The sequence below is a fragment of the Paenibacillus mesotrionivorans genome (assembly GCF_046098205.1).
Classification (GTDB): domain Bacteria; phylum Bacillota; class Bacilli; order Paenibacillales; family NBRC-103111; genus Paenibacillus_AR; species Paenibacillus_AR mesotrionivorans.
In genome coordinates this window covers 22,584-37,303 of record NZ_JBJURJ010000021.1, presented here as the reverse complement: position 1 = coordinate 37,303, position 14,720 = coordinate 22,584, and the positions used below count along the sequence as shown (strand labels likewise).

The window sequence follows — 14,720 nt, the reverse complement described above, 5'->3', positions numbered from 1 at the left end:
ATCACGCCGACAGCGGGAATCGACTACAGCGCAGAGCAGCTGACGGGACTGACAGCAGGTGCCGGATATACCGTAAATGGGGAAGCCGTTACGGCAGATAATGACGGCAAGCTGGCGATTGACAGCAGTTGGCTGGGCACCACGCTCAGCATCGTGAAGCCAGGCAATGGAACAACAACGGAGGACAGCGCAGCGCAAACGCTGGACGTGCCTGCCCGTGCGGCGGCACCGGTTGGGGTGACGGTCACCGATGCAACCTATAGAGACGCAAACAATGGCGCCCTGCAGAACGTTACGTTGAATATGGAATACAGGCAGGGCAGTGAAGGAGCCTGGTTGGATGTGACCGGCGGCAGCGTGACCGGGCTTGCCCCGGACACTTATTATGTCCGGATAAAAGCAACGGAGACCGCCTTCGCCTCCGCGGCGCAAAGTGTCACGGTCAACGCGTATACGCTGGTGAAGGAGCTCACGCCGGCAGCGGGAATCGACTACCGGGCCGAGCAGTTGACGGGTTTAACTGCTGGCGTCGGATATACCGTGAACAGGGAAGCTGTTACGCCAGATGGTGAAGGCAAGTTGACCATCGACAGCAGTTGGCTGGGTACCATGCTAAGCATCGTGAAGCAAGGCAATGGAACAACAACGGAGGACAGTACAGCGCAAACGCTGAACGTGCCTGCCCGTGCGGCGGCACCGGTTGGGGTGACGGTCACCGACGCAACCTATAGAGACGCAAACAATGGCGCCCTGCAGAACGTTACGCTGAATATGGAATACAGGCAGGGCAGTGAAGGAGCCTGGAGGATAGTAGAAGGAACCGTTATAACCGGGCTGGCTCCGGATATCTATGAGGTCCGGACGAAGGCAACTGAAACGGCCTTCGCGTCCAACGTCCTCCAGGTGAGGGTACATGATTCTGATGCGGTCATTCCGTCGGCGCCTGAAGTGTTGGCGGATGACCAGAACAACGTCATTCTGGGTCTGAATACAAGTATGGAGTTTTCTGTTGATGGCGGTCTGTATACCCGGTATGATGGCACGAACCAGCCGGAGCTGAACGGTGAGCATACGGTTGAGATTCGAGTAGCAGCCAGTGGAGCGGTACCAGCCGGTCCGGCGACTACGCTTGTTTTTACAAAGAATCCGGTAACGCCGACCAATCCAGAGACACCAACGACTCCTGACGATACCCCTAGCAATACGGACGGTAATTCAACCGGAGTTCCACCGGCAGTCAAATCTGACAACGAAGTGATCGTTCTGGTTAATGGCAAGCAGGAGAATGCCGGAACAGCGAATACGGTTATGAACGGTAATATTCAAACAATGACCATAGCCGTAAACCCGGTCAAGCTTCAGGCGAAGCTAGATGCGGAAGGACGCGGTGCGGTCGTTACAATTCCGGTCACAGCAGATGTTGATGTAATTGTCAGTGAGTTGAACGGCCAAATGGTTCAAAATATGGAAAGGGCAGCAGCCACTATTGTGCTTCAGACGGGTAAAGCATCTTATACGTTGCCGGCAGCTGAGATCAACATTCAGAACGTGGCAGCCAACTTTGGTGCCGGAGTGAAGCTGGAGGACATTAAGCTGAAGATTACCATTAGCGAAACCCCGGAGGATATGCAACAGGTCATCGCTTTAGCGGCGGTGAAAAACGGCTTCACCCCGGTGGTTCCTGCACTTGACTTCCGGATTACCGGCACCTATGAAAACAAAACGTATGAAGTGAGCCAGTTCGATGTGTATGTTGAGCGGACAATCCCGCTGCATAACGATATGGATCCAAACCGGATTACAACCGGAATCGTTGTAGAAGCGGATGGAACTGTGCGGCATGTGCCAACGAAGGTCATTCATAAGGATGGTACCTACTATGTCGTCATCAACAGCTTGACGAACAGCACCTACTCGGTCGTCTGGAATCCGCTGACCTTTGCAGATGTAGAACAGCACTGGGCCAAGGCGGCTGTTAATGACATGGGTTCGCGGATGGTCATTAATGGAGTCAGCCCAGCCACCTTCAATCCGAATGCAGAGATAACGCGAGCTGAATTCGCAGCGATTATGGTACGCGGTTTGGGACTGAAACTTGAGGAAGGGCAGAATACCTTTACTGATGTAGCGACTGAAGCCTGGTATGCAGGAGCCGTTGCCACAGCAGCGAAGTATGGTCTGATTACCGGCTTCATTGACGGAAGCTTCCGTCCGGATGAGGCGATTACGCGTGAACAGGCAATGCACATCATCAATAGAGCGATGAAGCTGACCGGACTTGCAGAACAGATCGGTGCGATCAACACAACGGACGTACTGGGCGGCTTCCAGGATGCCGGCAGCATAGACGACTGGGCGAAGGAGAGCCTGGCGCTGGCCGTCAGAGCGGGATTAGTCAGCGGACGCAGCGACCATAAGCTGGAAGCGAAGTCCTATGTAACTCGGGCGGAAGTAGCCATTCTGATTCAGCGGCTTCTGCAGCAATCGAATCTGATCAATAAGTAGGAAGCCAAAAAGGAAATGCGTGACATAAAAACAAGCGGTTGGCGCATGAAATAGCTGCGCTATCCGCTTGTTTTTTATCGGGTTGGGTAGTCATAACATATTCTGCTTTTCGCTGCAAACCGCTTCTACCTCTCCGCCCGAGTCCTGTAAATCTCCTGCTGGCTGGCGATGCCCCATACGCTGAACAGCGTCTGGATGAAGCGGTACGCCTGATACAGAACCAGCATCCAGAAGCCTGCCCAGGCGATGGTGGAGCCCAGAACGGCAAGGGAGCAGAGGGAGGCTGCCAAGAGGAGCAGCACGGCGACCCCCAGCATCATCGGCAGGGATTGCAGCGCGATGCCTAAGGAGCGCCCCATACTCCGGGAGGAAGCCCGGCCCAGCTGCAGGTACAAAAAGAGCAGCCGCACGACAAAGCTGTAGCCCAGAAGCAAAGCAAGCAAAGGCAGCAGCTCAGACGCCATCTCCGGGTACGTGCGGGCGGAGAGGAAGGCTGTTTTCATCCGGGGCAGGATCCACCACAAGGGAAGTAGGGTCAAGAGCGTCTGCCCCGCATAGAGCAGCGCATAGCTTTTCCATAACTCCTTGATCCCGCGGACAAACCGGTATCCGGCATTGTAGTGGGGGTTGCTCAGGGAATACAGCAGCCCTGCATTGAGCAATGGCGTCAGCAGCATACGGGCAACCAGCAGACCTGCCAGAAGCCAGAGGACCGAATGGCTAACATCGGTCTTCAGCAGCACGAACTGGGCCTCCGCCAGGAACAGATGGCTTTGAGCCTCCAGGCCCTCCACGTTGGGATAGCGGTGAAGAATAGGCAGGATGTAGGATTGGGCCAGCTTATACAGGGCCACCCCCCAGCCGAACCGGTACAAAAACAGCACCAATACGGAGAACGGCTGGTTCAGAGTAGAGCGGAAGCCGGATTTGATATACGAGAACACGGGTTTCACCTCCCGGTGGGATAGAAGCGGTTGTTTTTACCAGGCCAGCCAGCCAAAAAGCAGCTCCATCACGCGGGTAGTCCCGACGTTCAGGCGGATGGAGGCTTTGCCGTCCACTTTTTGCTTCATAAAGTTATTGATATGTTTGTTTTCCAGCACCAGGCTGTAGCCGGGATCGATAAACGCCCATTCCAGGGGAGCGCTGTGGTTCAAGGTATACACAATTTCGCTGCCTTGGGCGTCCCAGCTTTTTTCCATAACAGTGCCGTCGGTAAAGCGGAAGCGGATAGGGACCGGAGATACATTAGCGCCCTTCTTACGGATGAGCACTTGGCTGTTATAGGCGCCCTCGGGTGTTTTGTCCACCTTGATGCCTGCCACCTCGAAATCCACCATACCACCCGCATAGATAAACTGGTCGAAGAATTCCTTCCAGGACCTTCCTGTTTTTTCCTCGAGTACCGTCTGGAAATCTGCCGTTGCGGGATGCTTGAACTTCCAACGGGTGAAATATGACTTCATCACCTTGGCCATCTGGTCACTGCCGATTTCCTTTTCGATGGCGAAGAGAGCAAGCTTGGCCCGGGTATAGACATTCTCGGCGTATTCGTCATGGCTGCCGTAATCCCATGCATTCCGGGTGAGTGGCTCAGGGGCTGTAATATAGCTGGCCTCTACGGGCAGGTTGGGGCGGACGCCGTATTCCTTCTCCATTACCTTGTCCTCGGCATAGGAGGTGAAGCCTTCGTCCAGCCATGCTTCCTCGAATTCATTGGAGGCCACCATGCCGTAGAAAAACTGGTGTCCGATCTCATGCACCACCACCCGCTCCAGCTCCAGGCCGGGACTGGCTTCATCCGCTCCCCAGGCGGTGACCAGGGTGGGGTATTCCATCCCGCCTGCACCGTTACCTCCGGCAGGAGGCACCACTACGGATAACGTGGAGTAGGGGTACGGACCGTACCATTCGCTGTAGCGGGCCAGAGATTTTTTGGCGGCGGCCAGATAGCGGCTTTTGAGATGCTCATGGGCCGGGTCCAGGTACAGCTTGATCTTGACCCCCGGAACATTGGGGGCGGAGAAGGGCTCCTCCACATAGATGAAGTCCGGCGAGGCCGCCCAGGCAAAGTCATGGACGTCGTCTGAGTAGAACCGGTAAACCTTCGTTCCATTTTCCACAGTGGCAGGTTTGGTAGGGAAGCCGGTGGCGGCGACGGTATAGTCGGCGGGAACCTTAATCTTTACGTTGTAAATGCCGAAGTCGGCGTAGAATTCTGAATTGCCGTGGTATTGGTGGAGGTTCCAGCCCTCCTCGGTTCTTCTCCGGGTTCCGGCAGGCTCGTATTTCGCCAGCTTGGGGAACCATTGGCCTGCCATGACGAAATTACCGGAGTACCCCATCCGGGCGAATACCTGGGGAAGCTTGACCCGGAAATCCATGGTCAGGGTGATGTTACCGCCGGGCTGCACAGGGGTGGGAAGCTCAATCTTCATAAGGGACTGGTCATTCTTGTTGCCGTCGTCCGGCTGCACATAACTCACCCGGTCCATCAGGTTGACCCCTTCTTCTGTGGCAAGGCTGTCCAGCCGCATCTGGCCGAAGCCATCCTCCGGCTGCTTGTCACCCCGTAAACGCCCGCCGGATTCCTGCATGAAGGTGGTTTTTTTGGAGGCAAAGGCATTCGGATACAGGTGCAGATACAGCTGGGATACGGGCTGGCCCCCCGGGTTTTTCCAGGTTACCGACTGGGCGCCCTGAAGCAGCTTTTCATCCGGAGAAAGGGATACGGCCATATGATACTCCACCAGGCGGTTGCTTAATGCCGGCTCGGAGTCGCTCTCCCGGGGGATTTCCGTGGAGAGGGATTCGCCTGCTGCGGGTTCATCCCCCAGAGCGGTCTTTACGTTGGCTCCCGGACCAGGGAAGAACGAGGAGACAGTGACGGTGACAGCCAGGCCAAAGGCCAGCACCAGCCCCCATTGGAATATACGGTTGGACAGTTTCGGTTTCATTGACATTCACCCCGTTGACAAGCGTCTACAGCATGTATATGTGGGGGGGTGGACAAATATATCCGGTTGCCGAAACTCCTGGGACAAATCTTGATGGGCAATGCCGGACAGGAGAGCGGTTCACATTTTATTGAAGAATACGCGACTTCGCCTCCATTGTTGGCAGGCATTCCGGAGGGTAAGATAAAGGATAAGCAAACGGATTCATTACCGATAAGGAGCTGAACAACGTTATGGAGAGGTCCAAGGTGGGAGATGTGATTCTGGCGCTGCGGAAAAAACGGGGGCTGACTCAAGAGCAGCTGGCCGCAAAGGTCGGGATATCCGCCGGAGCGGTAAGCAAATGGGAAACGGGGGGCTCCTCCCCGGATATCTTCCTGCTGAATCCCCTGGCCCGAGCGCTGGATACCACACCGGATGAGCTGCTGTCCTTCCACAAGGAATTGCCGGAGGAAGTGCTGACCAGGATAAAAGAAGAGCTGAGGGACCTTTATCTATTCCGCAGTTATGAGGAGGGAGAAGCGGCTGCGGAACGGTACATGAAGGAATATCCCAACAGCGGCAGATTGAAGCTGGTGGCTGCAGGTTTGGCCCAGATGTACCTGGGGGTTAAGGATTCCGTGACGGAGGAAGAGGCTAAGAAGAAGCTGTGGCGCTGTCTGGAGCTGCTGCAGGAAGCGGCGGACAGCTGCGGGGATGAACGCCGGGAGGAGGCGTTGTTTGTCTCCGCCGGCATTCACATGCGTCTTAATGAACCGGAGGCTGCCGAAGCGCTGCTTCGGGATCTCCCCGCTTCCCGGGGGGCTGACCCCATGAGCCTGTACCCCGCCGTATTGCTGAAGCTGGGCAAATACCCCCAAATCGGGGAGCTGTGCCAGCGGCAGCTGCTTTGGCATGTGCACCTCTCCGGAGTGATGCTGTCGTACCTGGCTCAGGCTGCGGACGGAGAAGGACGGGAGCAGGAGAAGCTGGCGTATCTGACGGCTCTTCATCAGCTGGATCGGCTGTTTGGCATTGGTATGGGGGCGGGAGCAAGAGGTTTGGCTCTGCAAAGCATCACCAACGGCCAAACCGGAGAAGCAGCCCGCTGGTTTAGCGAGTATGTGGATATGGTGCTGGGTATGAGAACGGACTACAGCAATAACCCTTATTTTGGAAGCGTCCAATTAGAGGTTGGCCCTTCCGGTCAATTGGAAATCAGAAAACGGCTCCTTCAATCCCTTCTCGAGGAAGAGGAATGGGAGCCGCTTGCCGGGGTTGAAGCGTATGAGTCAGCGTTGGTTCTTATCCGCGCCAGACTGGAGGAGCTGGAGGATACAGGAGATGGCCGCTAGGGGAGCACCAGCTCTCCTTTTTTATTAAACGAGTAGGGCAGATCCGCCTCCGTCTTGCCGTCCGTGTACCGGATGATTCCGTCCTTGATCTCCACCAGACGGTAGTCGTCGGCGTAGTCAGGGGAGGTTTTAATGTTGATGAGCTTGTTCTGAACGGTGTCGTAGGCGACAATGCCCCGGAATGAAGCTTCGAAGATGACGTACCTGTCGGACAGCCAGCTGATGTTCCAAATGAAATTGCCGATATGCACCTCCCGGGAAGGCTGCTCCTTACCGGGATAAAACAAATACAGTCCGGCATGCTCGTAGGTGGTGTTGTCCTTGGCTTTGGCAATAATCCGGCCGTTGGGGGAGGTAACTCCCTCTTTCGCCGCTGCATCCCGGATAAACTGTTCGTTCTGCAGACGCTCCTGTTCCCGGTTAAATACCATATCCTCATGCAGCCGGAAGCGGTAGGAGGCAAGCGGCTCAGACCAGTCGGGGGCCGCAGCCAGCTTCTTTAGCTTATCGGCATCTTGCGGCAGGCGGATGTCCTCCGTCAACTGTCCCTCGTAGTTAACATATACCTGGATGACCCCGCCCTTGTAATCCGTGTCTCCGCTTAACAGATCCTCCGTCCAGATTCCCCTGTGGGGATAGGTGACGCCATAGCTGCCTCTGCTATTGCTGAAGGTCTCATAATCCGGCCACTTCTCCCGCATTTGATCCACCAGCCGCTGGACATCGATCCCATTTTCTCCCGTGTTTGCGGCTGTAAGCTCCGGAAGCTCCGGACCGTTATTGCCACCGGACATTCTCCGCGGATAAACAGAGATATCATAAGGAGGAGCTTCCCCTGTAAAGAAAAGATAAAACGGCTCCAGCTTGTAGCCGAATACGGACAGCGGAGCAGGCTGCTCAAAGGGTGGTTTGCCCAAAAGCGATTCGATATCCGCCCGGGTGGAGGCTGTACCCAGATTGCCGATTACCGGCGGGGCATACTCCTTGCGGAACAGAATGCTGGACAATATGTTCCCGCCCTCTACCTCCACATGCTTATCAAAATAAATGTCATACCCGTTGAAGCTGCTGTCCTGTTTCCCCAGTACCGTGGTCAGTGAACCGGGAGCCCAGCCGCCGTCCAGACCGGCCTGCAGCACTGGATTCAGCTTGGCGGCCGTTGCAAGGGGATCCAACGGCTGATACTTGCGGATACTCTCCTTATCAAAAAAATAAGCCTCACCCTTCATCTTAGCCAACCGGAAGGCCTTGGGACTGGCAGCGTCTGTCTCCATGAAGGCGGTGCTCTGTTCATCCTCCACCCGGAAGAGCGTCCACTTCAGGGCATTCCCCAGTCCGTAAAACAAATCGCGGTACAGCCCCTCCACATTGAGTTCGGGAGACGGCATTCCTTTAACCCGCAACAAAGCAGGCTGCTTGTCTTCACCCGGCGGCGTATAGCTTATAGGGGTAATGACCTTATCCGCCAACAGCTTACCTATATCCTCAGGCACCGCGGCACTGCTGGGAGCGGGACTGGGACTGGTTATACCCGGAGAGGAGCTTGCTCCCGCCGTCACCGGCGAACCGGACAGTCCGCTTGGAAGCGCCTCTTTGCCAGCGTCCTCTTGGCATCCCGCCAATGAAAACACAGCTGCCGCAGCTATGCCCCAAAACATGATTTTCTTCCAATTGCCCATTGTTCCATTCCTGCCTTCCGCCGGTTGTGCTCCCAAATTTCCCTTTTTTTATTAGACGGAGGGGGACGACATTTTGTTGCATGTAAAACCCTGTTTTGTGTCGGCATTCCCGCCCTTGTCTGATTGGTGCAAATATGAATATTGTGTTACAGTGGTCACATAAGCACAAAATCCAACGAGGCGGTGTGAGTGTAATGGAGACAGGCAGCCAGAACAGCAAACCGGGCGGTTTGAATATCATCAGCAACCGGAACAGCCACAAGGGCTTCGGGGCAGGCTCCATTGACCTGTCCAATGTGTCCGGCGTAATCATTGACGGAGGGGAAGCCTACATTGATGCCGGCACCCTCCATGCCAGAAGCAAGCTGGAAAAGGGGATTCGGTTTACTCCAGATAAAAATGAGGTGCCCAACGGGCGGCCCTGCTGGGTCGTTTGGGTAGCCGTGGACCGTAATGCCGAAGGCCAGTTTTACGGCGGCTTGGCATCCTGCGAGATGTCGGTGGACCCGGAGGCCAAGAAGGGCTGGAAGGTTCTCGCCGATCATGTGAACCGGATGGACAAGGCCATGAAGCGGCAGATTCTCGTGGAGAATCTGGATGCTGCGGGCAAAGCCGCACTGAAGGACCTGCTGATCCGGCATAACCCGGAATGGTGGGACCGCACCCCCGCAGAGCTGAAGCAGGCGCTGAAATAAGGCAATAGACAAAAGCCGGGATGGGTGTCCCGGCTTTTCGGCTTCTTGCATATGGCTATCTACATGAGGCTGCCGCCCCAACGGACAGAGGATCCGCTATTAGCCAGTAAAACGGTCTTTTCGCAATTATGCGGACTCAGGAGCCGTTATTGGAGCGAAATAAGCACCTGGGGGCGGACTTTAGAGGAAATAGCGTACCCTGTGTCCGCGAAATCACCAAAACCCTCAATTCCGTGAAAATAACGGATCCTGTGTCCGGATAAAAGCTCTAAGCACTTCAGTATCCGATATCCATTAACCGGAAGGTTCCGGCCATATCTTTCATATTCGACACCAATTCCTGATACTTACTCTCTAAGGACCAAGCTTGCATGATGTAGAATCGCTCTTCCGTTTCATAAATGGTTATAAGTCGTTTTAGCTTTAATTTCTCGACTTCCCCAGTGACCTCGAATTGAATGGCCTTCAAGTCCCCAACGGTCAAAGGAACCCCCTTGCTCTTCACCATATTGTTAATGAGAACTTTCAAAGCCTCACCAAGTATTTCCTCCACATCTGAAACAGTGGTATCAGAAGCAAAGTCTTCTTTCATCATGGATTCCATCTGCATAAAAAGTCCTGCTTGTAGATCCCCGCCGAAAAAGATACCGCTTGTGAGATTCTGCGGTTTCAAATCCCCAGGAGCGGTTAGGTAAAAACGTTGTACTTTATCGCTAATGACGGTTTGTGTCGTCGGAATTTTATTGGAGACAATCTTCTCTTCTCCGGAACGGTTCAATTCAATAATCATCCCCTCCGGGTCCCAGGCTACATCGTACCCGAATGTTTCCGCAATAAATCGAAGAGGAACCATGGTATAGCCGTCCCGAATAATTGGTGCTTCATCCAAAACCACAGTGGCACCATTGACTATTGCTGTTGTAGAACCAACAGTTGTGCTAACCTTCTTTCCTTCCTTGCTGCCAGTAACCGACTGGCTGGCTGCTTCCCAATTTATACTTGCGCCCAGAAGCTCAAACAGATTCCGCATCGGGAGCATCGTTACATTATTCAGTAGCGTAGGATAAACCGGCAGTAACACCTCACGTTCGTCCAAGCGAATCCGGATCTCCTTCTTTACCGTCGAAATGCGGGAGAAGCCCGCTGTGTCTGAAAGGAAGTAAAGGGTGCCGGCCGAATCAATGGCAATATCGGAGAGATCAAATACTCGTTGCTGGATTAGGAGGGCGTAACGCTCGTTACCATTCTTATCTAACGAATATACACTGGCTCCATTAGTTGAAAAGTACAGATTCCCTTGAGAATCGGAACGCATAGTTGTATGGTTGCTGCCATAACCAGATTCCTTCAACGTGTAGGTCCATATAGTTGTTCCGTCGGCACTGATTTTGGATACCCCGCCGTTAACTGTAATATAAAACCCACCCTCATGATCATGGGGAAGGGGGGAAGATAAAGGAATTTCCTCAGGGTTTACCTGTCTGCCTGCACCGGTTGCTGCATTGTAAGCCTGTATTCCTTCAGGAGACAATATATATACGGTACCTTCTTCAAGATAAACCCATCCTGTCTCTGCCTTTTTCCAAATTACATTTCCGCTTTTATCCAATGAAGCAATACTGTCCTTCAGTTGAATGATGATATTATCCCTTCCATCCGTTTGGATATCTGCGATATTAGAATAATAGGAGTCAATAACTTCGTATTTTGTTAATACCTGAAGTCCCGTGTTTACCCAATTAATCCTGCCACCAGGCGCCATAGAGACAATGCCCTTTTCCGTTTGAAAAATCACGTTGCCATTTATATCACCGGCAAAAAGATAGCTGGCTCCGATAGGAAACTCTCTCTCCATTTCCCGCATCCACTTCAACACGCCATCTCGGGAAAAAGCGTAAACCACTCCCGAAGTTCCATTCCTGCCGTAATCAAATTCACTCACACAAACATATATAGTGCCATCTGCTCCTATAACAGGATTTTTGACACCATCGGAGAAGGAAAGGTGATATGACCACAGAAGATCACCTTCCAGAGATGAAGCTATGAGTTGGTCTCCAATTACATAATAAAGCGTGCCGCTTTGATCCCGGACCAAACCAGTGGTGAGTTTGGTTTTTTCACCCCCGGTAAATACAAATTGATCACTTCCACGGAACCGCACATTCTTTTTTGAATCATTCAGATAGGGTAATATCTGGTCTTGATCTTCAGGCAAATACATGCTCTCTGCATGTGCATGGTTTATTGCCCCTAATAGAAATATGCCTGCAATGAACAAAACGACAAAGAAACCATTAGCTTTCCGGTACATGAACGATCCCCTTTCAGATGTGAAAACCAGGTAGGATGCATAAATATTCCATTTTTCATCATCATATCACGAAAAATGGGGGATGGAGTGGAATTTTGTTACAGCAAAAAGCCTTTCCCAGTGTTCTGTCCGGGAAAGGCTTTTATCTACTCATTCCACCACCGCTTCAGATCCTTCCACCAGGAGCCCTCCTGCTTCTTGCCCTCCGCGTCCTTCTGGCTGGATGCATTCTGTGCCGGAGCGCAGTATTCCGTGGGCTCGGTGCCCTCCACGAACGCTTCCATCCGGCTGTTGGGGCAGCCGTCATTGGCCAGCTTGCCGGTTACGGGGTCAATGTAGACGTTGACCACACCCTCGGGCACGGGGAACAGCTTGGGCGGCACCGTCTCCAGCGTCCGTTCGGTGAAGGCGGCGAAGATGGGGGCAGCCTTGCGCTGGTCCAGCTTGCCGATGGTTTTGTCCTTGTCGTAGCCGACCCATACAGCGGTGGACAGCTCCGGGGTGTAGCCCACCATCCAGGCATCGTAGTTGGTGGTGCCGGTTTTGCCGGCGACGGGCCGTTTCATCAGGTCGGATACCCGGTACCCGGTGCCTCCCTCCTCAAAAACGGACTGCATCAAATTGGTCAGCACATAGGTGTAGGCTGGATGAATCACCGACGATTCCACCGGCTTGGCCTCATACAGCACCCGTCCCGCATGGTCCTCCACCCGGATCACAGCCATGGGCTCCGCCCGCACCCCGCCGTTGGCCAGGACTCCGTAAACCGAGGCCATTTCGAAGGGGCTGACCGGGGAGGTGCCCAACGCAAGGGAAGGGAGCGCGGACAAGGGGGCGGTAATGCCCAGCCTGCGGGCCATGTCCACGGTTTTCTCCGGAGTGACGGCCATAATGGTGCTGACCGCATAGATGTTGTCGGATTTCATAATGGCCCGGCGCATGTCGATATCTGTATTGTCGTAGATATTGTCATAATTGCTGGGGGAGTAGGTTTTGCGGCCCTGGTCATAGGTGAACACTGTGGGTTCGCTTTTGTACGTGGTTAAGGGTGACACATTCTCCGACAGGGCAGCCAGATAGATCAATGGCTTGAACGCGGAGCCCGGCTGCCGGGTGGTGGCAAAAACCCGGTTGAACTGGTTTTCCTTGAAGTCCTTACCGCCCACCATAGCCTTGATGTAGCCATTCCGCGGATCGATGGCGATCAGCGCGGCCTGCAGCTCGGAATCCGCTGGAATTTCCGCAGCCACCGCCTCCTCGGCAATTTTCTGGGCCCGCAAATCCAAAGTGGTGTAGATTTTCAACCCCCCCGCCTCGTATTGATCCTCTGTCATGTTCAGCTTATCCAGCACCACATTTTTTACATATTCCTGAAAATAAGGCGCCTCTGAGACAGTATTGGTTTGCCGGGGCACAATGGTCAGCGCTTCCCGGTGGGCGGCTTCCGCCTGCTCCGGGGTAATAATCCCTTCCTCCGCCATAGCATTCAGAATCACCTTCTGGCGGTCCTTGGCATTCTGCATGTTCAAATAGGGAGAGTAGTATTTGGCCCCCTTTGGCACCCCAGCCATCATGGCCGCTTCTGCCAGATCCAGGTCCTTGGCATCCTTGCCGAAGAACATTTTGGCGGCGGCTTGAACACCGTAGGTGGAGTGGCCGAAGTACACCTGGTTTAAATACTGCTCCAGAATGTCGTCCTTGGACAGCCGCATTTCCAGATGCAGGGCATAAAACGCCTCCTTGATTTTCCGGGACCAGGTGCGGTCATGGCTCAGATACAGATTGCGGGCCAGCTGCTGGGTCAGCGTACTGGCGCCCTGCTCCATGGACATGGTCTTGATATCCTGAACGGCAGCCCGGGCCAAACCCTTGGGGTCGATGCCCAGATGGCTGTAGAAGCGCCGGTCCTCCACGGACAGCACCGCTTGGATCAGGTAGGGGGAAACCTCTGATAGACTCACAACCTCGCGGTTTTGGCCGGAGTGGAAGGTATCGATAAGATTGCCCTGCATATCGAGAATCTGGGAATTCTGGGAAACGGTGACCGCAGGCAAAGCCTGGGAACGCAGGTACAGAAGGGTCAGGCCTCCCAGCAGGATGCCGATTACGGTCAGCGACAGGAACAGGGACAACATCCGCTTTGCGCCGCGGGTAAACCGGTTGCCCTTCTGACGTTTCCTGGATTCCCGGCGTTCTTCAGCCATGTGTGGTCACCTCTTTTATCTTTTAGTAACCAGTATGGAAAAATCCGGGCGGAGGTATTCAGTCAGAGACAGAAGGGGACAAATATATTTATCGGAGGGGAAGCCGCAACAACAGCAAAACAGCCTGCCGCAAAAACGGCAGACTGTCTGAAGGAGCCCTATACCCGGCAGAGACGGCGCCTTTACGGCTTTTACTGCCGGTGGACCTTGCGGAAGGCGCTGGGGGTCACACCCTCCTGCTGCTTGAACAGCTTGATGAAATAGCTGGCATGCTCATAGCCCACCGCCCGGGCGATATCCTTCACATCCACCTCGGGATGCCGCAGCAGAAGCTCCTTGGCCCGCCTCAGGCGGAACCGGTTGATGTATTCGAAGGGGCGCAGGCCGAAGCTCTTTTGGAACAGATGGCAGGTATATTGCGGGGAAATTCGCAGCTGGGACGACAGAGTCTCCAGGGTCAGCGGCTCCATAAAATGCTCGTCGATATAGGACAAAGCCGGCATCAGCTGCTCGTAATGCTCCGTGCGGGAGCGCATATCCGGGGTGCTGGAGTACATGAACAGATCCAGAACGATGGCGTAGATCAGCGCAGAGCAGCGGATATACCGGGAAGGGTCCTTGGACTGCAGCAATTCGTTGGCCTCCAGGAGCTTCTGGAGCACGATATCCGGATGGGACAGCTGGAGCACCGCCGAGGCGTTCATTTTAAGGGAGGCCAGCATCCCCTCCGCCTGGACGCCGTTGAAGGAAATCCACCGAGTCGCCCAAGGCTCCCGCACCGCATAATAATGATGCTTGCGGTTAGGATAAAGCAGCATCCCCTGACCGGCGGATACGGCAAACCGTTTGCCCTCCGTCTCCAGAATCCCTTCACCGGAGATGCATTGAATCCACTGAAAGTCGGGGAAGCCGCCCTCCCGGAGCATATTATCCTGGTGCTCCCAGCCGCCAGCGCTGGTTACAAAAAAGGGCAATTTCAGCTCCGTATCCGTCAGCACCACAAAAATATTATGATCCATGACTTTTCTCCTA

Annotated in this window: 9 protein-coding genes; 3 read left to right on the top strand and 6 right to left on the bottom strand. The window is 54.2% G+C overall.

Going from position 1 to position 14,720, the window contains the following annotated elements; translation table 11 throughout:
• Window positions 1-2,505: S-layer homology domain-containing protein (locus ACI1P1_RS25680; protein ID WP_416219354.1), on the top strand; the 2,505-nt coding region annotated here is incomplete at its 5' end.
• A gap of 125 nt (window positions 2,506-2,630) precedes the next feature.
• On the opposite strand, the gene ACI1P1_RS25675 is transcribed toward ACI1P1_RS25680, so the two are convergent.
• Both ACI1P1_RS25675 and ACI1P1_RS25670 read right to left on the bottom strand, forming a co-directional pair.
• Window positions 2,631-3,449, bottom strand: coding sequence for a hypothetical protein (locus ACI1P1_RS25675; protein WP_416219353.1), 819 nt, complete (start codon window positions 3,447-3,449; stop codon window positions 2,631-2,633).
• A gap of 36 nt (window positions 3,450-3,485) precedes the next feature.
• Window positions 3,486-5,462 carry a M1 family metallopeptidase gene (locus ACI1P1_RS25670; RefSeq protein ID WP_416219352.1) on the bottom strand — a complete coding sequence of 659 codons (1,977 nt, stop codon included), beginning with the start codon at window positions 5,460-5,462 and terminating at the stop codon, window positions 3,486-3,488.
• Between the two features lie 233 nt (window positions 5,463-5,695).
• On the opposite strand from ACI1P1_RS25670, the gene ACI1P1_RS25665 reads away from it, so the two are divergent.
• Window positions 5,696-6,796, top strand: a complete 1,101-nt coding sequence (locus ACI1P1_RS25665) for a helix-turn-helix domain-containing protein (RefSeq protein ID WP_416219351.1) — start codon at window positions 5,696-5,698, stop codon at window positions 6,794-6,796.
• Here the strand turns inward: ACI1P1_RS25665 and ACI1P1_RS25660 are convergent.
• Window positions 6,793-8,475: a hypothetical protein gene (locus tag ACI1P1_RS25660; protein ID WP_416219350.1), complete on the bottom strand. Its 1,683-nt coding sequence runs from the start codon at window positions 8,473-8,475 to the stop codon at window positions 6,793-6,795. The genes ACI1P1_RS25665 and ACI1P1_RS25660 overlap by 4 nt on opposite strands.
• 194 nt (window positions 8,476-8,669) lie before the next feature.
• On the opposite strand from ACI1P1_RS25660, the gene ACI1P1_RS25655 reads away from it, so the two are divergent.
• A complete protein-coding gene (locus tag ACI1P1_RS25655; RefSeq protein ID WP_416219349.1) occupies window positions 8,670-9,170 on the top strand; it encodes a YwhD family protein in 501 nt (166 codons plus the stop codon).
• A gap of 277 nt (window positions 9,171-9,447) precedes the next feature.
• On the opposite strand, the gene ACI1P1_RS25650 is transcribed toward ACI1P1_RS25655, so the two are convergent.
• The 3 genes from ACI1P1_RS25650 to ACI1P1_RS25640 form a co-directional block, all read right to left on the bottom strand.
• Window positions 9,448-11,484 (bottom strand): stalk domain-containing protein, encoded by a 2,037-nt coding sequence (locus tag ACI1P1_RS25650; RefSeq protein WP_416219348.1) that lies wholly within the window; start codon window positions 11,482-11,484, stop codon window positions 9,448-9,450.
• 146 nt (window positions 11,485-11,630) lie between these two features.
• Window positions 11,631-13,688: a transglycosylase domain-containing protein gene (locus tag ACI1P1_RS25645; RefSeq protein WP_416219347.1), complete on the bottom strand. Its 2,058-nt coding sequence runs from the start codon at window positions 13,686-13,688 to the stop codon at window positions 11,631-11,633.
• Window positions 13,689-13,879: 191 nt separating this feature from the next.
• Entirely contained in the window at window positions 13,880-14,707 is an 828-nt protein-coding gene (locus ACI1P1_RS25640; RefSeq protein ID WP_416219346.1) for an AraC family transcriptional regulator, read from the bottom strand.
• Window positions 14,708-14,720: the final 13 nt, after the last annotated feature.